Source organism: Streptomyces sp. NPDC048275, assembly GCF_040652275.1.
Lineage (GTDB): Bacteria > Actinomycetota > Actinomycetes > Streptomycetales > Streptomycetaceae > Streptomyces.
Genome location: NZ_JBEZLR010000144.1, coordinates 1 through 19,595, shown reverse-complemented (window position 1 = coordinate 19,595; position 19,595 = coordinate 1). Strand labels below are relative to the sequence as shown.

Genomic DNA, 19,595 nt, shown 5'->3' with positions numbered 1-19,595 from the left:
CACGGCCCCGACCTGGACCGCCTGCCTCGCCTCGCCGTGGTCCCCGGCGGCTCCACCAACGTCTTCGCCCGCGCTCTGGGCCTGCCCAACGACGCCAAGGCCCCCGCCCCCCGGGCCTCACCCGACTGCCGCAGCCGGCATGCACCCTCCCCGTGGACGGCCTTGACTGAGACAACCGCAGTTGATGCGACCGCTGCCGACGCCACCGCGAGGTGCGGAATCCGCAGGAGCAAGCCGGGAGACGCGATGGCGAGGCACGGAATACGAGGGCTGAGCGTACGACGGCTGAGCGCACGAGGGCCGATTCTGGGGGCGGCCACCGCCGCCGTCCTGGCCGCGTCGCTCACCGGCTGCACGGACGACACCAGCACCCCCTCCGACGCCGCCTCCCAGGCCGCCTCCGCCGCAGCCTCCCTCGCTTCCGAGGCCGCGGAGGCCCTGGCCTCCGCCACCGCCGAGGCCGGCCGCAGGCTCGACGAGTTCAAGAACGGCCTGGATGCCAAGGACGAGGTGCGGCTCGGCGACCGAGTGGGCACCGACACCGACGGTCGCTCCACTGTCGAAGTCACCGTCACCAACCCCACTTCCTCGCCCAAGACGTACGTCGTCCAGGTCGACTTCCGCGACCGGAGCGGCAACCTCCTCGACGTCGCCGTCGTCACGGTGGACGACGTCGCCGCGGGCGCCGCGAAGAACGCCACTGCCCGCAGCACCCACCAGCTCACCGGAGACGGTGACGGCGACAACGACGGCGCGATCACGGCCGATGTCGCCCGTGCCGTGCGGAACTGACCACCGTGGCCCAGCACAGCGCCCCCGCCACCACCGACCGGGCCACCACCGACCGGGCCACCACCGACCGGGCCACCACCGACCGGGCCGCCACCGACCGGGCCGCCCGCGGCAGGGCGGCCCGCAAACGCGTCTCCCGTTCCGATCACGCCACCTGGATCCCCGCCGTCGACCGCCCCGATCCCGTCGCCGTCCTGGAACGGCAGGCCAGGGACCGGCTGCAGGAGCTGCTGCCGATCCGGTACGGGCGGATGACCGCGTCGCCGTTCGCCTTCCTGCGCGGAGGCGCCGCCGTCATGGCCGCCGACCTCGCTGCCTCACCCCACACCGGCCTCATGGTGCAGCTGTGCGGAGATGCCCACCTCCTCAACTTCGGTCTGTACGCGTCTGTGGAGCGTGCCCTGCTCTTCGACCTCAACGACTTCGACGAGACGTATCCGGGCCCCTTCGAGTGGGACGTCAAACGGCTCGCGGCCAGCGTCGCGGTGGCCGCCCGCGAGAACGGGCACAGGGAGATGCGGGTGCACCGCGCGGCCGAGGCCGCGGCCGCCGAGTACCGCAAGGGCATGCGGCGGCTCGCTGAGCGGGGCGAACTGGCCGTCTGGTACGAGCGCATCGACGCCGACCGGCTGCTCCCGCTGGTCCGCTCCGCCCGCAACCGGCGGCGCGTCGAGTCGAGCCTCACGCACGCCCGCCGCCGCACCAGCCTGCACGCGCTGGGCAACCTCACCGAGACCGTCGACGGACGGCGTCGCATCGTCCAGGACCCGCCCCTGCTCGAACCGGCCGGAGCACCCGACATGGCGGCGCTGCGCAAGATCTTCAGCGACTATCGCTCCACCCTCACCGAGGAACGCCGCCTTCTCCTCGACCGCTACCGCTTCGTGGACGCCGCCCGCAAGGTCGTCGGCGTCGGCAGCGTCGGCACCCGCTGTTTCGTCGTGCTGCTCGCCGGACGGGACATGGACGACCTGCTGTTCCTGCAGATCAAGGAAGCCACCAGGTCCGTACTCGAAGAACATCTGCCCAGCGGTCCGTACGTCCACCCCGGCCACCGTGTCGTCGCGGGTCAGCGGCTGTTGCAGGTGGCGAGCGACATCTTCCTCGGCTGGATGACCGGCCCGCAGGGACGCGCCTTCTACTGGCGGCAGCTGCGCGACATGAAGGGCTCCGCGGACGTCGCCGGCATGACCCCGGACAGCCTTCTCGAATACGCCCGCCTGTGCGGCGCCGCCCTGGCCCGCGCCCACGCCCGCTCCGGCGACCGGATCGCCATCGCCGCGTACCTGGGCGGCACCGACACCTTCGAACGCGCCGTCGCCGACTTCGCCCTGAGCTACGCCGACCAGAACGAGAAGGACCACGCGATGCTGGTCGCGGCGGTGGCGGCGGGCGTGGTCACGGCGGCCCCCGGACTCTGAGGCCCGCACGGCCCCGGCAAGCCGGTGGGCGCCGCGGCCCCGGCGTCCTCAGCCGTACAGTTCCAGCAGCCCGGCCACGTACGCCGTGAGCCGTTCGCCCAGCACGTCGGGGGTCAGATCCGCGCGCCCCAGCTCCCGCCACGGCACCGCGAGCTTCTCGGCGTCGGGGGAGTAGGCCAGGGCGTCCAGCAGGCGCCAGTACAAGTGGCTCTCGTCGTCGGCCGGTCGGCGTCCCCCGTGCGCCTCGTACCGCTCGCGGAATCCCAGCCCGTACGCCTCTCCGTGCAGCAGCGCCAGGGCAGTGGAGCAGTGGGCGACATCCAGATCCGCCGGCCCCCACGAGGTCTCCACCCAGTCGACGACCCCGCTGATCCGCAGGGTGTCGCCCGCGCCGCTGAACAGCACGTTCCCGGGGTGGAAGTCCCGGTGCAGGAAGCATCCTTCGTACGCGGGAGGATCGCGCCGGATCACGTCCACGGCCCGGTCCCACAGCGCACCCGCCGGTGTGCGGACGCGCTCGGGCGACGTCCATGGCTGGTAGACGCGCGGCCGATCCTCCGGAACCACCGCGTGAATGCGGACGAGTTGACGCGCCAGCAGGTCGACCCGCCGCTCCGGATCGTCCTCGTCGACCCGCACCGAACCCGGCAGCAAGGACATCAACAGCGAGGGGTGGTCGCAGTGTTCGGCGTCGGCGTCGACGGCGTACAGCTCGGGCGCGGGCACGTCCTGGTGCGGGGCGAGCAGGGTGAGAACGGACGCCTCGCGGGCCAGCAGCCCCGGAGCGTGCCGCCGGAAGAAGGGCTTCACGAACGACCGCAGCACCAGCCCCGTACCGTCGTCGAGGGTGAGCCGGCGCATCTGCGAGCTCCAGCCGCCGCGCAGCGCGACGCTCTCCCGTACACTCCCGCCGCCGTCCGGCAGCCGCTTGGCCACCCAGCCCCGGGTCGCGGCCCATCCCCGGTCGTCCAGCCCCACGAGCAGGGCGTCCACGAACCGCTGCCGGTCGTCGGCGTGATCGCGGAACCACAGGCCCACCATGTGGTCGGCGTCCGGGAGTTCGAGCAGGGTGAACTGGGCGTGGGTGGTGAGTGCGTCCGTCACGGCCTCGGTGACGGCGGGCGGGATCACGGCGTCGGTGGCGGGCACGGCGAGCACCGCACGGCCGTCGTACCCGCGCAGCACGTCGAGCGCGGGAGCGTCCCGCCAGCTGTCCGGCGTACGGATGATCTCGCTGAAGCGACTGTCGCCCTCACCGAACGGAACCGGCCAGGCCGCCGCGCCGTACACCGCGGGCGCGCACAGCCCCAGCGCCACCACCCGCTGCCCGTAGTGCCCCGCGAGATCGGCCACCGTCTGACCGCTCATGCTGAATCCGACGAGGATCAGCGGACCGTCTGCGGGCACCTGGGCGTCGATGACGGCGACGGCCTGCTCGAAGCGTCCGCGCAGGCTCAACTCCCGCAGCTCGCCCGAGCTTTCACCGTGTCCGGAGAAGTCGAAGGCGAGGCCTCGGCAGCCGCGCGCGACGAACTCCTCGAGCAGCGGGACCAGCCGCTCCTTGCTGCCGTTGCCGGCACCGTGCAGCAGGACGGCGGTGGCCGGGGCCCCATGGTCATCACCGCCACCGCCACCGCCACCGCCACCGCCGCTGACACAGCTCAGTCGTTCGCCGTCGTGGTCGTGCGTGAAGGAGGAGAGCATTCCCTCATTCACGCACACACGTCCGGTCGGTCGCTCAGGAGGCGGGCACAGCGCTTCGGAGAAATTCGGATGCGGGCGTTCGCGTCCCGTCCCTACGCTGGACAGGCGTTCCGAAGCCGCTGGACATCGCTTCCCGCCGGACAGGCATCAGGTGGCGGACTCAGGGCTACTCTCTACGCACCGACGGACGGGCACCCACCCCCAGTGCCCCGTCGGCACATCCACCCATCCAGAACCAGTCATCCACGCACACAAGGAGTCCCGTCATGGGCACCTTGATCATTTCCGCGACCGCGATCCTGGTCGTCCTGGGCTTCTCGAACCACGTCCTGTGGCTCGCGGCGATCGCCCTGCTCTTCCTGTACGTCCGCCACGGCCGCACCGGAAGCGCGGCGAGCACATCCGCGGCCCCCTCGGGCACGTCCGGTTCGCCGGCCCGTACGGACTCCAGCTACCGCGCGTACCGTCAGCGCCGTGACCAGCAGGCCAAGTGGGAGCGCCGCTACCGCCGCGAGCGTCCGCTGGAGGCCCGCCGCCAGAATCGCCGGCAGTAGTAACCCTGCGACAGAGGTACCGGCACAACAGCGGTACCCGGCCCCGGATCACAGGCCCGGGGCGCCCCAGACGGGGAACCACCGGCTCAGGTCCTGCTCGATCCGCAGATCGTCGGCGAGCGCGGCCTTGATCTGCAATTCGAGCGCGTTGTCGCGCCGCCGACCCACACCGGCCAGCGGCGCGAAGGGGTAGAAGGTCCCGCGCTTGTAGAGATAGACGAGCCCGAGCCGCCGCTGCCCGGCGGCCTCGGCCTCCTCGAAACCCACCACCGAACACAGCAGCTGCGGACCGAACCCGCTGCTCTCCAGCGCGCTGTTGACCGCGTGCAGATCGCTGACCAGTGCGGGCAGATCGTCGGGCGCACGCCGCGATACCAGCCACGAGTACCCGTACTCGTCCTGGGCGAGCTCCACAGGCGAATCGATGCGTCCCGCGTCCGCGTCGAGCAGTTCCCGCACGTCCCGGTGTGTCTGGGCGAAGGCCGCGCCCTCGACGGTGGCGAAGCACACCGCGCCTGTTCCGGTCGGGGTGTATCCGGTGGCGGCCTGCAGGGCCACGGCCGCCGACGGCAGCCCGAAGAGCTGGTCGAGATCGGGTGCGACGGCCTTGGTGCGCCCGAGCAGAATGTCCAGGATCCCCATGCTCAGGTGGCCTTCCCGGGCTTCGCCGCCTCACCCAACTCGGCCGAGATACGCCCGAGCTGTTCGAGCCGCTGCTCCAGGCTCGGGTGGGTGGAGAAGAGGTTCGCGAACCCCGGCTCGGCGCCGAGGGCGGGCGTGAAGTAGAAGGCGTTGAAGGCCTGCGCCGTCCGCAGATCCTTGGTCGGAATCCGCGCGATGTCCCCGGAGACCTTCGTCAGCGCGGACGCGAGCGCCGAGGGCCGTCCGGTGAGCAGGGCCGCGGCCCGGTCGGCGGCCAGTTCGCGGTATCGGGACAGGGCCCGGATGAGCAGGAAGCTGATCGCGTACACGGCCGCGGAGACGGCCAGCACCGTCACGAAGACCACCGCGGTGTTCTGGTCCCTGCGCCCTCCACCGAGGAGCTGCGAGTAGAAGGCGAACCGCACGATCAGCCCGGCGATCACCCCGAGGAACGAGGCCACGGTGATCACGGCGACATCCTTGTGCGCCACGTGCGACAGCTCGTGCGCGAGGACACCTTCGAGCTCGTCCGGCTCCAGTCGCCCCAGCAGCCCGGACGTCACGCACAGCACCGCGTGATCGGCGTTGCGCCCGGTCGCGAACGCGTTCGGCATGTCCAGATCGGAGACGGCCACGAGTGGCTTCTGCATGTCGGCCACGGCACACAGCCGGTCGACGACCCCGTGCAGCTGCGGATACTCCTCCCGCTCCACGATCCGCCCGCGCATCGCGTACAGCGCGATCCGGTCCGAGAACCAGTACTGCGCGCCGAGCATCCCGGCCGCGACGACCACGACCAGCACCCAGGACTTCAGCAACACGATCAACGCGGCGACGAACGCCACGTACAGCAATCCGAGCAGAAACATCGTGATCGTCATCCGCACGGTCAGCCGTCGATCGCTCCGGAACCGGCTCTGCATCATGCATCACCCCGCACTCAGGCACTCGTCCCGATTCCATTGTGCGCCCGCGCTGCCCCATGAACGGGCCCCGAACGGCTCCACGGGGAGCAAAGAACCGTCCGGACAAAGAACCCCCGCAACGACGGAGCCCCGCCACCACCCGAAGGCGATGGCGGGGCTCCGTACGACAGACGAAAGCCGGGTCGGCTCACACGTCGTAGTACAGCTCGAACTCGTGCGGGTGCGGACGCAGCTGGAGCGGCGCGATCTCGTTCGTGCGCTTGTAGTCGATCCACGTCTCGATCAGGTCGGACGTGAAGACGTCGCCCGCGAGCAGGAACTCGTGGTCGGCCTCGAGGCGGTCCAGGACGGCCGGGAGCGAGGTCGGGACCTGCGCGACGCCCGCGTGCTCCTCGGGAGCCAGCTCGTAGAGGTCCTTGTCGATGGGCTCGGCCGGCTCGACCTTGTTCTTGATGCCGTCGAGGCCCGCGAGGAGCAGCGCCGAGAAGGCGAGGTACGGGTTGCCGGAGGAGTCGGGCGCGCGGAACTCGACGCGCTTGGCCTTCGGGTTCGAGCCCGTGATCGGGATACGCATGGCAGCGGAACGGTTGCGCTGCGAGTAGACCAGGTTGACCGGGGCCTCGAAGCCGGGGACCAGGCGGTGGTACGAGTTCACCGTCGGGTTCGTGAAGGCGAGGAGGGAGGGAGCGTGCTTGAGGATGCCGCCGATGTAGTAGCGGGCGGTGTCCGAGAGGCCCGCGTAGCCCGCCTCGTCGTAGAACAGCGGGTCGCCGTTGCTCCACAGCGACTGGTGGACGTGCATGCCCGAGCCGTTGTCGCCGAAGATCGGCTTCGGCATGAAGGTCGCGGTCTTGCCGTTGCGCCAGGCGACGTTCTTCACGATGTACTTGAAGAGCTGAAGGTCGTCGGCCGCGGCGAGCAGCGTGTTGAACTTGTAGTTGATCTCGGCCTGACCGGCGGTGCCCACCTCGTGGTGCTGGCGCTCGACCTGGAGGCCGGACTTGGCCAGTTCCAGGGAGATCTCGGCACGCAGGTCGGCGAAGTGGTCGACCGGCGGGGTCGGGAAGTAGCCGCCCTTGTAGCGGACCTTGTAACCGCGGTTGTCTTCCAGCGCACCGGTGTTCCAGGCGCCCGCCTCGGAGTCGATGTGGTAGAAGGCCTCGTTCGACTTGGTGTCGAAGCGCACGCTGTCGAAGACGTAGAACTCGGCCTCGGGACCGAAGTACGCGGTGTCGGCGATACCGGTCGACGCGAGGTAGGCCTCGGCCTTCTTCGCCACGTTGCGCGGGTCACGGGAGTACTGCTCACCCGTGATCGGGTCGTGGATGAAGAAGTTGATGTTGACCGTCTTGTCGCGGCGGAAGGGGTCGACACGCGCGGTGGACAGGTCGGCGCGGAGGGCCATGTCGGACTCGTGGATGGCCTGGAAGCCGCGGATCGAGGAGCCGTCGAAGGCGAGCTCCTCGGTGGGGTCGAAGATCTCCGCCGGCAGCGTGAAGTGCTGCATCACACCCGGCAGGTCGCAGAAGCGGACGTCGATGAACTTGACGTCCTCGTCCGCGATGAACTTCTTGGCCTCGTCGGCGTTCTGGAACATCCAGCTCCTCCTACTCCCGCCCACAGTGGACCGGGGTGGTAGTTCGTTCGTGCGGCCAGTGCGGTGGCACACGCTGATTCCGACACTAGGGACGGGTGATTTCTCAAGCATGACCCATTTGTTTCGCCCAAGTTAACCGAACCTGTTCGGTCGGGCCCCTCCTGTCCGTATGCCAAAACGGGCGCAGTACGGTGGACGGGTGGACAACAGGCAAGCAATCGGATCGTGGCTCTCCGGACCTCGCGCGGCCTTGGAGGACGCGGGCGCCGACCTCGGATACCGGGGCGAACAGCTCGGTCTGCCGGAGCACGGCCCCGGCTCCATCGCCCGCCCGGGACGCCGCCTCGGCGCCCTCGCCGTCGACTGGGCCCTGTGCCTGCTGATCGCATACGGGCTGCTCACCGACGGCTACGACGCGGCTACCGGCAACTGGGCCCTGCTCGTCTTCCTCGTCCTCGGCATCCTGACCGTCGGCACGGTCGGCTTCACCCCCGGCAAGCGCCTGTTCGGCCTGCGGATCGTCCCCGAGGGCGGCGGCCGGCTGAACCCCCTGCGCGCCGTGCTGCGCACGCTGCTGCTGTGCGTCGCCCTCCCGGCGCTGATCTGGGACCGCGACGGCCGAGGACTCCACGACCGGCTGGCGCGCACCATCGAGGTGCGGATCTAGCACTTCTCGTACGACGGACCAGCACTTCTCGTGCGACGAACCAGCACTTCTCGTACGACGGACCAGTGTTTTTCGTGCGACGAACCAGCACTTCTCATGCGACGGACCAGTGCTTCTCGTACGACGAAGGGGGCGCCCGGAGAGATCCGGGCGCCCCCTTGCGTGTCGGAGGGATATCAGCGGGCCTTCGGCCCGCCACCACGTGGCATCCGCATGCCCTTGGGCATCGGACCCTTGGGAAGCGGCATGTTGCTCATCAGGTCGCCCATCGCACGCAACCGGTCGTTGGTCGTGGTGACCTGCGGGCCGCTGAGCACGCGCGGCAGCTTCAGCATCGTCGTGCGGAGCTTCTTGAGCTCCACCTGACCCTCGCCGGTGCCCACGAGCACGTCGTGCACCGGCACATCGGCGACGATCCGCGCCATCTTCTTCTTCTCGGCGGCCAGCAGGCTCTTCACCCGGTTCGGGTTGCCCTCGGCCACCAGCACGATGCCGGCCTTGCCGACCGCGCGGTGCACCACGTCCTGGCTGCGGTTCATCGCCACCGCCGGAGTCGTGGTCCAGCCCCGCCCGATGTTGTCCAGCACGGCCGCGGCTGCGCCCGGCTGGCCCTCCATCTGCCCGAAGGCGGCTCGCTCGGCCCTGCGCCCGAAGACGATCGCCGACGCGAGGAAGGCGAGTAGCAGACCGAGAATGCCCAGGTAGTACGGGTGGTCGATCAAGAGGCCGATCGCGAGGAAGACACCGAAGGTGACGATTCCGACTGCCGCGAGTACAAGACCGATCTTGGAGTCGGCCTTGCGAGTCATCTTGTAGGTCAGAGCGATCTGCTTGAGTCGCCCGGGGTTCGCAGCGTCCGCTGCAGTTTCCTTCCTCGCCATGCCACGAAGTCTACGTGGCCCGACAAGCGCCGACGACGGCAGTGTCCAGGCGGAAGGCGGCGGTGCCCGCCCAGGGACCGGCGACGGTCACGAACGCGTCGCCACGGCCTCCAGCACGCGCTGCGCCTCGACCCTGTCCTTGGCGCGGCGGCGGTCCTCCAGGACGGAGGTCCAGGCGTTGCGGCGAGCGGTGCGCTGACCGCTGCTCATGAGCAGCGATTCGACGGCACGGAGTGCATCGGTGAACGACGGGATGGCGGTGGCGCGTACGGGCGCGGCCTGCATGATGGAGGTCCCCCCTCGGGATGGCGGCTGTGGGCGGGGTTGTACGTGGCGTAAGACCAGGGTCACTGATTGGTGTTACCAGGGCATGACCGACCGGTCAAACACCAATGAAGCCTTGATGCAGCGGGCCCCATCCTTGACGCGGCCCTGACGGGCGCCCCAGCTGCGGGGACGGGTCGGACAGCATCGAACGAGCCAGTGTTGAGGGGGAGTTGCTTGTGCGCCGATTCACACACGCGGGGTGGCACTGAGTGCCACCCCGCGTGTTGTACGGCGTGTCCGTCCGATGGGGCCGAACGGGTCATGGGGCGTCCTGTACGTCGCCTCAGACCGCCTGCGAGGCGACGTAGGCGCCCCGCTTCTCGATCGCCATCTGGTAGAGCCGGCCGGCTCGGTAGGAGGAGCGGACCAGCGGGCCCGACATGACGCCGGAGAAGCCGATCTGCTCGGCCTCGTCCTTCAGCTCCACGAACTCGTGCGGCTTGACCCAGCGCTCCACGGGGTGGTGGCGCACGGAGGGGCGAAGGTACTGCGTGATGGTGACCAGCTCGCAGCCCGCCTCGTGCAGCTGGCGCAGGGCCTCGCTGACCTCCTCGCGGGTCTCGCCCATGCCGAGGATCAGGTTCGACTTCGTGACCAGACCGTAGTCACGGGCCTCGGTGATGACCTTCAGCGAGCGCTCGTAACGGAAGCCCGGGCGGATGCGCTTGAAGATCCTCGGGACCGTCTCGACGTTGTGCGCGAAGACCTCGGGGCGGGAGGAGAAGACCTCGGCGAGCTGGGCGGGCTCGGCGTTGAAGTCGGGTGCGAGCAGCTCGACCTTGGTGCGGCCGCTCTCGCGGTTCGCGGTCTGCGCGTGGATCTGGCGGACCGTCTCGGCGTACAGCCAGGCGCCGCCGTCCTCCAGGTCGTCGCGGGCGACGCCGGTGATGGTCGCGTAGTTCAGGTCCATCGTGACGACGGACTCACCCACGCGGCGGGGCTCGTCGCGGTCGAGTGCCTCGGGCTTGCCGGTGTCGATCTGGCAGAAGTCGCAGCGCCTCGTGCACTGATCGCCGCCGATGAGGAACGTGGCCTCGCGGTCTTCCCAGCACTCGTAGATGTTGGGACAGCCCGCCTCCTGGCAGACCGTGTGCAGGCCCTCGCTCTTCACGAGGTTCTGCATCTTCGTGTACTCGGGACCCATTTTCGCCCGGGTCTTGATCCACTCGGGCTTGCGCTCGATGGGGGTCTGGGCGTTCCGGACCTCCAGGCGCAGCATCTTGCGTCCGTCGGGTGCGACTGCGGACACATCGGCTCCCTGTAGCTTCGATTCTTCGGCGTACACCAGGGTACGCCCGTGCGGTTCTCGGCCCCCGGGGTGGGCAACCTTGCGGACGGGGGGTGCATTCCCGGGCCTTGCCTCGCCTCCTGGCCCCCGCCATCGCCCGAAGGGCTCGTCCTCAAGCGCCGGACGGGCTGACATGCCCAGCCCGTCCGGCGTTTGAGGGCGAGTCCTTCGGGCCGAACGGGGGTCTGGGGGCGGAGCCCCCAGGTACGGATGGGACGGGTAGGGGCGGCGGGGGCGAGAAACCGGTCGGCCCGCTACGCCGATGCCCGCTCCACCACCCGCGGCGCCGGCTCCGCGTTCTCCAGCACATCCCGCAGGTGCCGCTCGGCAACGGGCAGCACCTCGCCGATGGTGAGGTCGCGCCCCAGCTCGTACGCCAGCGACGTCACCCCCGCGTCACGGATCCCACACGGGATGATCTTGTCGAACGAGGACGTGTCGGGATTCACATTCAGGGCGAACCCGTGCATGGTGACCCCCTTGGCGACGCGGACGCCCATCGCGCAGATCTTGCGGTCCTCGCGCCGCTGCCCGGCGTTGGAGGGCGCGTACTCCGGACCGTTGAGCCGCGGGTCGAACTCCTCGTCGGTCAGCCGCGGGTCGAAGTCGAGGGAGAGTCCGCCGAGCGAGGGGCGCGGGCGCTGGTCCACCGGGTCGCCGAGCACCCAGACGCCCGCCCGGCCCTCCACCCGGCTGGTCTCGACGCCGAACTCCGCGCAGACGCGGATCATCGCCTCCTCGAGGCGGCGCAGATGCGCCACCACGTCGACCGGGCGCGGGAGCTTCTGGATCGGGTAGCCCACGAGCTGGCCGGGCCCGTGCCAGGTGATCTTGCCGCCGCGGTCCACGTCCACGACAGGGGTGCCGTCGAGTGGACGCTCGCTGTCCGCCGTGCGCCGGCCCGCCGTGTAGACGGGCGGGTGCTCGAGGAGCAGACAGGTGTCGGGGATCTCGTCCAGGAAGCGGGCGGCGTGCACACGGCGCTGCTCGTCCCAGGCCTCCTGGTACTCGACGGCCTCGGCACCGAATCCCATGCGGACGAACCGCAACTCACTCACGGCAAGCGCCTCCCTAGAAACCACTCCAGAACCGTTGTCCGGTACGCGAAAGAACCTTTCGTCAGGTACGTGACGCGCCCACGCCACTGTACGTCCGGGCTCTGCCTGTCAGCCCAGCGGTCAATCCTCACACGATCGGATGAATAGACACCAAAGTGTGCGATCGCGTGCTCACGCTCCGCTACATTCGCGCAGTCCATGAGGCCATAAGGGCTGCTCACAGGCAATCCGGGCACGTAGTGGGGCCCGGAAGGCAGGAGACCGCACCGCAGATGACGGAACGACCCGCGCAGCGCACTCCCAACCGCCAGCTCGCCGCGCTCATCACAGAAGCGGGGTTCTCCAACGCAGGTCTCGCCCGCCGCGTTGACCAGCTCGGGCTCGAACACGGTCTCGATCTGAGATACGACAAGACATCGGTGACCCGGTGGCTGCGCGGGCAGCAGCCACGAGGGACCACTCCCGCGCTCATCGCCGAGGTGTTCACCCGCCGCCTCGGCCGTCGGCTCAGCGCCCAGGACCTCGGGCTCGACGCGTGCGCGCCGGTCTACGCGGGCCTCGAGTTCGCCGCGACCCCCGAAGAGGCCGTCGACATCGTCAGCGGGCTGTGGCGCAAGGACTCCGGCAGCCACGCCGAGCTGCGCAAGATCGCCTTCACCCCGGCGGGACTCGTCGTCCCCAGCCGGGACTGGCTGATCGGAAGGGCCGACGACCGGGTCGGCCGCGGCGACCCGACGAGCGCCCGCATCCCCGCACCGGGACGGCTCGCTGTCCCCCGCCAGCGCCACCAGACCGAGCGCGGCCCCGGCCAGCGGGTCACCGGCGGCGACATCGCCGCACTGCGCTCCGTCGGCGACCTCTTCCGCTCCCTCGACCACGCCTACGGCGGCGGCCACGCCCGCCAGGCCCTCGTGCGCTACCTGGAGCACGAGGCCGAGCCGATGCTGCGCGGCACGTACGGCGAGCAGACCGGGCGGCGCCTGTTCGCCGCCGCGGCAGACCTCACCCGGCTGGCCGGCTGGACCTCGTACGACATCGCCGCGCACGGGCTCGCGCAGCGCTACTTCGTCCAGGCGCTGCGCCTGTCGCAGGCGGCCGGGGACCGGGCGTACGGCAGTTACGTCCTGGTGACGATGAGTCGGCAGGCGGTCTACCTCGGCCACGGGCGCGAGGCCGTGCAGCTCGCCCGGGTCGCGCAGCAGGGCGTCGGCTCGGCCGCGCCGCCGGTGGTGCAGGCACTGCTGCACTCCGTCGAGGCGCGCGGGCACGGGGTGCTGGGGGAGGTGCGGGCCTGCACGGCGTCACTCGTCCGCGCCGAGCGGGCTCTCGAATCCGCCCGGCCGGGGGACGAAGTCCCGTACTGGGCACGGTTCTTCGACGAGTCGCAGCTCGCCGACGAGTTCGGGCACTGTCACCGGGACCTGCAGCAGTACCGGGCCGCGGCGCAGCACGCCGAGCGCTCGCTGCAGTTGCGGGCACCCGGGTTCGCGCGCAGTCGGCTGTTCTGCCGGGTGGTGCTCGCCTCGGCACGGCTCGGGCTCGGGGAGCTCGACCAGGCCTGCCAGTTGGGCGCGGAGGCCGCGGGGCAGGCGATGGAGATGCGGTCGGTCCGGGCCATCGAGTACGTACGGGACTTCGAGCGGCGGCTCGAGCCGTACCGGGACGCGGCACCCGCGCGCGGGTACCGGGATCGGGTGGCGGCACTGGGCTGATCCTCAGGCTGCCGTCTCCAGGGTCTCCTCCGCGGTGGCCGGCCAGGCACCCAGGTCCGTGAGAAGGGCATGGGCGGCCCGGCGGCCCGAGTACAGGGCGCCCTGGACCGTACTGGTGTCGCGGTGGTCCCCGCAGACGTACAGGCCCGCCAGGAGGCGCACCGGGCGGCTCAGATCGGCCGGCGGGGGCATCGCGGGGACCGCGTCGGGGGTGTGATGGACCGCGAGGAGCTCCCAGCGGGTCGTCGACGTCCCGTAGAGACGGGCCAGTTGGGTGCGGACCGCCGCGTCCAGATGGGCGGCGGCCGGGGGAGTGCCCAGCACGGTCGAGGAGATGAGAGCGCGTCCGGCCGGGGCGCGGGACGGGTCGACCTGGCTGATGACCGCCGTGTGCGCCACCGGGCCGCTCCGGTCGGAGTCCAGGATCAGGGCCGGGTCGGTCAACGGGGGCTCGTCCGTGGTGTGGTGCAGGACCGTCACCGGGTGGAACGCCGGGACGCGCAGACCGGGCAGCAGCCGGGCGGCGGCGCGGGCTCCGGTGGCGAGCAGGATGGCCCGGCAGGTGAGTTCGCCGTGGTCCTTCGTCGTCACCCTGGTCGTGGAGACCGCGGTGACCTGGACGCCCGTGTGGACGGTGCCCGGGGGGAGGGTGGCCGCGAGGAATTCCGGCAGGGTGTCCGCGCCGCCCTCCGGCAGACACAGACGGCCCGACGCGAAGGCGCGCAGGGCGAGGTCCGCGTAGCGGCTGGAGGTGTCCAGGGCCGGGTCGCAGAGCAGCGCGGCGAGCAGGGGGCGCAGGAAGCCGTCGACCGCGCGGGGCGGCAGGCCCCGGGTGGTCAGCGCCTGTGCGGCGGAGAGGTCCGGGCGGGTGAGCAGACGCTCCGGCGGGGTGGCGGCGAGGCGGGCGAGGGCGGTGGCCAGACGGGTCTGGTCGAGGGAACCGCCGAGAGGCCCCGGCCTTCCCGGGGCCCGGCTCTGGCTCCGGGGTGGCCGTCCCTGGTTCCGGGATGGCCGCGCGGAGCCCAGGGGAAGGCGGGGGGCGCTTGCGAGGGCGCGTGCGGCGGTGAGTGCGCCCCTTGCGCTCCGGGGGGTGATGGAGGCGCCGGCGCGGTGGTGGCGGCCGTCACTGTGCAGCAGTACGCCCGGGGAGAACGGACGCAGGGCCAGCGCGTCCAGGCCCGGAGTGCGGCGCAGCTCCGGGTACGAGGTGACGAGGAGCCGGCCTACGCGGTCGAGCCGGAAGCCGTCCACCTTCTCCGTCGACATGCGGCCGCCCACAGTGGGGGCGGCCTCCAGAACCCTGGTCGTGAGGCCTGCCCTCGTCAGGTGCTGGGCGGCCGCGAGTCCCGCGGCTCCGGCCCCGACGATGACGACGTCCACGTCCGCTTGGCATACGGGCTTCAGCACGTGCCCCTCCTCGAGGTTGCGCGGCCGGTGGGAACGTCATGCCCCCGACAGGCCTCTGGAATGCCCGAGTTCGGGTCGAGGGTAGGTGCGGTGGCCGTGCGGGGAAGCCGCGCGGGGGCCGTGCACGGGCGCATGGGGGAGCGGGCCGTGCGCCGGGCGGGGTCCGGGGCGGAACCCCGGAAGGATGAGAGGGGTCCCCTGATCGAGGGTCACCGGCCCTGCAGCCGCGCCGCCAGTTGCCGGATCTCCGGAAGACGGGCCGTCAGCGCCGCGCCGGGACAGCTGGTCATGAAGCCGGCGTTGTGCCCGGCCAGAGTGGGCAGCACCGCCGCGGTCCCGGCGCTGTAACGACTGAGGCTGTTACTGGAGACGAGCCGGACGGTAGCCCGCGGATCGACATCCGACAGCCCCAGCTTCCACGCGGCGACCGCGGCGATCGCCTCGGTCATCGCACGCGGCACCGGCGTACCCGACGTAAACGTCCCGATGGCCGCGATCCCCGCGGTGCGGTGGTTGAAGCCCTGAGTGTGGGCACCGGTGACGGCCAGGTCGACCCCGCCCGCGCGCCCCTCGTAGATGTTGCCGCAGCGGTCGACGAGGAAGTTGTAACCGATGTCGTCCCAGTTCCGGGCACCGATCTGACCGGCGTAGAGGGAGCGGATGATGCGGGGCACGTCGGCGCAGACGTACCCGTTGGGCGAGTCGGTGTGGTGCACGAAGACCGCGACGACCCGGTCGTCGTAGCGGGCGGGCGGCTGCGGGCGCGCGCTCTCGGCGTCCAGCCAGTGCGCCCGCGGCACAATGACCGGCCGCACCGCGGGGTGCACGACCGCGGGCCGGGCGACGACCGCGCGGTCGGGACGGACCGTCGGCCGGTCCACCCCGGCCGCGCACAACACCAGCGCGAGAGCGGCGAACAGACCGGGCACACAGCCGAGCACGATCAGAGCGGACCGCGGCAGCTGCCCCCGTCTCGGGGGCAGCGCACGACGGACCGCACGGCGCACTCGCCCCGCATCCCAGGTCCATGCCCCCCGCGCCTTCCGGAAGACACGCATGCGCTCACCCTGACCCGGTTCCGTTCCATCTGCGATGTGTGCTGTGCCACCTGGTGGAACCATCCTCCCGGTCCGGGACGTTTTTATGGATCCACGCACGCGTTGCCGCTTCTCGGCCGCACGTGCGCGTGGCTGATCACTGGGCCCGCCCCACGCGTACTAGGGGGCCCGAGAGAAAGGCGGCTCCGTGGACCTGCTCGACATCCTGCTGTTGCTGGTGATCCTGGCCTACGCGGCGTCCGGCTACCGGCGCGGTCTGCTCGCCGGCTGTGTCTCGCTGGCCGGTTTCGTGGGCGGTGCCGTCATCGGCGTATGGGTGCTGCCGTGGACGATGGACCTGGTGGAGGCGGGGACGCCGGGGGCGACCGTGACGGCCGTGCTGACGGTGCTCGTGCCCGCCATGGTGGGCCACGAGCTGATGGGACGCCTCGCGCTGAAGCTGCGCCGCGAGCTGGACCGGGGGCCGCTGCGGGTGGCGGACGGGATCGGCGGGGCCGCGGCGAACGCGGTGGCCATCCTGCTGGTGGCCTGGGTGGCGGCGAGCGTCCTGGGCGCGTCCTCGTCCGCCGTGATCACGCAGTCGATCCGTCACTCGGCGCTGCTGGGCGCCGTGCAGAACGCGATGCCGGAGACCACGCCCACCTGGTTCTCACGGGCCACCTCGGCGCTGACGGAGGCGGGCTTCCCGCAGGTCTTCAACCCTTTCGAGAACGAGCCGACGGCGGGCGTCGCGAAGCCCTCCGGCGACAGCGTGACGGCGGCCGCGACGAACGCCGCCAAGCTGAGCACGGTGAAGATCGAGGGCAGCGCGGGCAACCAGGGCCGCGAGGGCAGCGGGTTCGCGTACGCGGCGGAGCATGTGATGACCAACGCCCATGTGGTGGCGGGCATCGACAGCCCCACCGTGCGCGTGGGCGGCGTGAGCCGCGCGTACGAGGCGCGGGTGGTGCTCTTCGACCCGCAGAAGGACGTCGCGGTCCTGTACGTCCCGGACCTCAAGGCGCCGATCCTCCGCTTCGACAACAGCGCCTCGCGCGGCGACTCGGCGGTCGTCGCGGGCTATCCGCAGGACGGCGGTCTCGACCTCCAGGCGGCCACGGTCGCGAGCAAGATCAACGCGCGCGGCCAGAACATCTACAACACGGACAACGTCACCCGCGAGATCTACTCGATCCGCTCCACCGTCCGCCCCGGCAACTCCGGCGGCCCCCTCCTCACCACCGACGGCAGGGTCTACGGCGTCGTCTTCGCCCGCTCCACCTCGGACATCGAAACGGGGTACGTCCTGACGGCGGACGAGGTCGCGGACGACGCCCGGCGTGCGGCGAGCGCGACAGCGCCGGTGGACACGGGGGACTTGGTGACGTCCTAGAGGTCCTGGAGGTCCTGGAGGTCCTAGTGGTCCTGGACGTCCTGGACGGAAACGCTCCCGGTCAGAGGCTGCGGCCCATGAGTACGTCGTCCGCGTACTCGCCGTCCAGCAGGAACTCCTCGGGCAGGATGCCCTCCACCACGAACCCCTCGGACTCGTACAGCTTCCGCGCCGGGGCGTTGTGGCCGAGGACGCGCAGCGTGATCCGCCGGGCGCCCTGCCGCCGAGCCTCGTCCTGAACGCCCCGCAGCAGCGCCCGCGCGACGCCGAGGCCGCGCACCTCCTCGGCGACCGCGAGTCCCTGGATCTGCCGGACATGGGAGTTGCAGGCGAGGGAGGTCGGGTAACCGAGCCGGATGTAGCCGACCAGGGTGTCGTCGATCTCGGCCACGAGATGGTTCCCCGGCCCGACCCGGTCGCTGTAGAAGGGTCCGTACGGCGGCTGCGGGCGCGGCTGCACGGCGTGCAGCGCGGACCAGGTGGAGCGGTCCAGTCGGCCGATCGCGTCTTCGTCGTCGAGGGTGGCGAGGCGTATGTGCGGTGCGTGCATGAAGGTCACTGTACGACCGGCCCACGGAATCCCGACCCGTGTTTTTCCGGGGCGCACGGCAGGATGGACGCATGAACGACTCACCGCTTGCCCCGGGTTCCCGCATTGCGATCGCCGGTGCGTCCGGTCTGATCGGTTCGGCGCTGGCGCGCTCCCTGACCGCGGACGGACACGAGGTGGTCCGCCTCGTCCGCCGCGCCCCCCGCGCGAAGAACGAGGTCCGGTGGGATCCCGAGGCGCGCCGGATCGACACGGCGGGGCTCTCCGGATGTGCGGCGGTGGTCAATCTCGCGGGGGCGGGGGTCGCTTCGCGGCGCTGGACGGAGGCGTACAAGCGGAAGATCCGCGACAGCCGGGTGCTCGGGACCGCCACGCTCGCCGAGGCGGTGGCGTCCCTCGACGAGCCGCCTCGTGTCTTCGTCAACGGCAGCGCGATCGGCTTCTACGGCGCGACGGGCGAGCGGGCGGTGGACGAGTCGGCGCCGCCCGGGAACGGATTCCTTCCCTCCTTGTGTGTGGAGTGGGAAGAGGCGGCGGCCGCGGCGCAGGAGGCGGGCGTCCGTACGGTCTTCCCCCGTACGGGGCTGGTGGTGGCCCGTGGGGGCGGGGCCTGGGCGAAGCTGTTCCCGCTCTTCAAGGCCGGCCTCGGTGGGCGGCTGGGGGACGGCCGTCAGTACTGGAGTTTCATCTCCCTGCACGACGAGGTGGCCGCGATCCGGCACCTCATCGACACGGAGTCGCTGTCCGGGCCGGTCAATCTGACGGCGCCGGGTCCTTTGACCAACCGTGAGATCACGGAGGCGATGGGCCGTGTCCTGCACCGCCCCACCGTCTTCGCCGCGCCGGCCCCGCTGCTCCGCCTCGCCCTCGGCGACATGTCCGGCGACATCCTGGGCAGCCAGCGCGTCCTGCCCACACGCCTCCTCGACTCCGGCTTCACCTTCGCCTTCCCGTCGATCGACGAGGCGCTGACGGCGGCCTTGCGCTGACCGGGGGTCTCCTCGCTCCCTCCACCCCGATCGCGTCCAGAGAAACCGTTCCTAAAGACTGAGTGGGAGTGAGTCCTGTTGCCAGGATTCCTGCTCAGCCGCGTGTCCCGAACGGTGTTGGGCACGCTGGTCCCCCGCTTTCGCTCCACGGCCCGGTGGCGCGCATCGTGTGCGTGGTCCGGGCGGGTGGGGGCGGGTTTCCTCGCGCTGTCGGGTGTCCGGTCGGGCCTGGGCGGTCCGATGCCCACCACGATCACTCTGGTCGTCATGGGGCGGTGCCGTCCGTCGCCGGATCGGGTGCCCGAGGGCGCGTCGCCCGACCGCGATGCTCGCCGCATCGTGCCGGGACGTCTGACGGCGTGGGGTGGCCAGAGGTTTCTGCCAGTGCTGGGCACCCCACCGGCTGGTGTAGGCCGGGTCGACCGCGACGACCGCCACCTGCTGCTCGGCGGCCATCGACACCAGCCGGGCCTTGAGTTTGGCGGTGGGGAAGCGGGAGAGCAGGCGGCGGAAGCGTTTGTTGCGGCCGTGCCGCTCCCGGCTTGTGCCGTCGGTGAAGTCGAGGTCCTCGATGGCGATCGCGGCGGCCCCGCACCGTCGGGTGTAGTGCAGCAGCCGGGTCAGCGCGTGCCGGATCTGCGCGTCGCGGT

The 19,595-nt window shown here is 71.0% G+C and carries 18 protein-coding genes and 1 pseudogene; 7 read left to right on the top strand and 12 right to left on the bottom strand.

Annotation, left to right across the window (positions count from 1 at the left end; all coding sequences use genetic code 11):
• Window positions 1-792 (top strand): diacylglycerol kinase family protein (locus AB0D57_RS44205; RefSeq protein ID WP_362087764.1); only part of this gene is annotated, 792 nt, incomplete at its 5' end.
• A 5-nt stretch (window positions 793-797) separates the two neighbouring features.
• Window positions 798-2,213 (top strand): DUF2252 domain-containing protein, encoded by a 1,416-nt coding sequence (locus tag AB0D57_RS44200; protein WP_362087761.1) that lies wholly within the window; start codon window positions 798-800, stop codon window positions 2,211-2,213.
• A gap of 48 nt (window positions 2,214-2,261) precedes the next feature.
• Here AB0D57_RS44200 and AB0D57_RS44195 read toward each other — a convergent pair whose 3' ends face one another.
• The gene (locus tag AB0D57_RS44195; protein ID WP_362087770.1) at window positions 2,262-3,917 is read right to left on the bottom strand and encodes an alpha/beta fold hydrolase; all 1,656 of its coding nucleotides are present in this window, start codon (window positions 3,915-3,917) and stop codon (window positions 2,262-2,264) included.
• Between the two features lie 266 nt (window positions 3,918-4,183).
• Here AB0D57_RS44195 and AB0D57_RS44190 point away from each other — a divergent pair, with 266 nt between their 5' ends.
• Window positions 4,184-4,471 (top strand): hypothetical protein, encoded by a 288-nt coding sequence (locus AB0D57_RS44190; RefSeq protein ID WP_362087758.1) that lies wholly within the window; start codon window positions 4,184-4,186, stop codon window positions 4,469-4,471.
• 48 nt (window positions 4,472-4,519) lie between these two features.
• Here the strand turns inward: AB0D57_RS44190 and AB0D57_RS44185 are convergent, their stop codons facing one another.
• The 3 genes from AB0D57_RS44185 to glnA all read right to left on the bottom strand — a co-directional run bounded on the left by AB0D57_RS44185 (window position 4,520) and on the right by glnA (window position 7,636).
• Entirely contained in the window at window positions 4,520-5,113 is a 594-nt protein-coding gene (locus tag AB0D57_RS44185) for a hypothetical protein (RefSeq protein WP_362087755.1), read from the bottom strand.
• Window positions 5,114-5,115: 2 nt separating this feature from the next.
• Complete coding sequence (gene htpX, locus AB0D57_RS44180) at window positions 5,116-6,036, bottom strand: zinc metalloprotease HtpX (protein ID WP_362087767.1); 921 nt, start codon at window positions 6,034-6,036, stop codon at window positions 5,116-5,118.
• Between the two features lie 190 nt (window positions 6,037-6,226).
• Window positions 6,227-7,636: a type I glutamate--ammonia ligase gene (glnA, locus tag AB0D57_RS44175; RefSeq protein WP_362087752.1), complete on the bottom strand. Its 1,410-nt coding sequence runs from the start codon at window positions 7,634-7,636 to the stop codon at window positions 6,227-6,229.
• A gap of 199 nt (window positions 7,637-7,835) precedes the next feature.
• Here glnA and AB0D57_RS44170 point away from each other — a divergent pair, with 199 nt between their 5' ends.
• A complete protein-coding gene (locus AB0D57_RS44170; protein ID WP_362087749.1) occupies window positions 7,836-8,303 on the top strand; it encodes an RDD family protein in 468 nt (155 codons plus the stop codon).
• 176 nt (window positions 8,304-8,479) lie between these two features.
• On the opposite strand, the gene AB0D57_RS44165 is transcribed toward AB0D57_RS44170, so the two are convergent.
• The 4 genes from AB0D57_RS44165 to lipB all read right to left on the bottom strand — a co-directional run bounded on the left by AB0D57_RS44165 (window position 8,480) and on the right by lipB (window position 11,857).
• Window positions 8,480-9,184, bottom strand: coding sequence for a DUF4191 domain-containing protein (locus AB0D57_RS44165; RefSeq protein ID WP_362087746.1), 705 nt, complete (start codon window positions 9,182-9,184; stop codon window positions 8,480-8,482).
• An 87-nt stretch (window positions 9,185-9,271) separates the two neighbouring features.
• Entirely contained in the window at window positions 9,272-9,469 is a 198-nt protein-coding gene (locus AB0D57_RS44160) for a hypothetical protein (protein ID WP_189190500.1), read from the bottom strand.
• 325 nt (window positions 9,470-9,794) lie between these two features.
• On the bottom strand, window positions 9,795-10,760 hold the full coding sequence (gene lipA / locus AB0D57_RS44155; RefSeq protein WP_362087741.1) for a lipoyl synthase: 966 nt from the start codon (window positions 10,758-10,760) through the stop codon (window positions 9,795-9,797).
• A gap of 293 nt (window positions 10,761-11,053) precedes the next feature.
• Window positions 11,054-11,857, bottom strand: coding sequence for a lipoyl(octanoyl) transferase LipB (lipB, locus tag AB0D57_RS44150; RefSeq protein WP_362087738.1), 804 nt, complete (start codon window positions 11,855-11,857; stop codon window positions 11,054-11,056).
• 272 nt (window positions 11,858-12,129) lie between these two features.
• On the opposite strand from lipB, the gene AB0D57_RS44145 reads away from it, so the two are divergent.
• Window positions 12,130-13,569 carry a regulator gene (locus tag AB0D57_RS44145; RefSeq protein WP_362087735.1) on the top strand — a complete coding sequence of 480 codons (1,440 nt, stop codon included), beginning with the start codon at window positions 12,130-12,132 and terminating at the stop codon, window positions 13,567-13,569.
• 3 nt (window positions 13,570-13,572) lie between these two features.
• Here the strand turns inward: AB0D57_RS44145 and AB0D57_RS44140 are convergent, their stop codons facing one another.
• Window positions 13,573-14,976 (bottom strand): NAD(P)/FAD-dependent oxidoreductase, encoded by a 1,404-nt coding sequence (locus tag AB0D57_RS44140; RefSeq protein WP_362087732.1) that lies wholly within the window; start codon window positions 14,974-14,976, stop codon window positions 13,573-13,575.
• Window positions 14,977-15,185: 209 nt separating this feature from the next.
• The gene (locus AB0D57_RS44135; protein WP_362087729.1) at window positions 15,186-16,034 is read right to left on the bottom strand and encodes a peptidoglycan recognition protein; all 849 of its coding nucleotides are present in this window, start codon (window positions 16,032-16,034) and stop codon (window positions 15,186-15,188) included.
• Window positions 16,035-16,221: 187 nt separating this feature from the next.
• Between AB0D57_RS44135 and AB0D57_RS44130 the strand changes: the two genes are divergently transcribed.
• Complete coding sequence (locus tag AB0D57_RS44130; RefSeq protein ID WP_362087726.1) at window positions 16,222-17,406, top strand: MarP family serine protease; 1,185 nt, start codon at window positions 16,222-16,224, stop codon at window positions 17,404-17,406.
• Window positions 17,407-17,467: 61 nt separating this feature from the next.
• Here the strand turns inward: AB0D57_RS44130 and AB0D57_RS44125 are convergent, their stop codons facing one another.
• Window positions 17,468-17,956, bottom strand: coding sequence for a GNAT family N-acetyltransferase (locus AB0D57_RS44125; protein WP_362087723.1), 489 nt, complete (start codon window positions 17,954-17,956; stop codon window positions 17,468-17,470).
• A 71-nt stretch (window positions 17,957-18,027) separates the two neighbouring features.
• Here AB0D57_RS44125 and AB0D57_RS44120 point away from each other — a divergent pair, with 71 nt between their 5' ends.
• A complete protein-coding gene (locus AB0D57_RS44120; RefSeq protein WP_362087720.1) occupies window positions 18,028-18,945 on the top strand; it encodes a TIGR01777 family oxidoreductase in 918 nt (305 codons plus the stop codon).
• 51 nt (window positions 18,946-18,996) lie between these two features.
• Here AB0D57_RS44120 and AB0D57_RS44115 read toward each other — a convergent pair.
• Window positions 18,997-19,595, bottom strand: a pseudogene (locus AB0D57_RS44115) (IS200/IS605 family accessory protein TnpB-related protein); the annotation flags it as partial.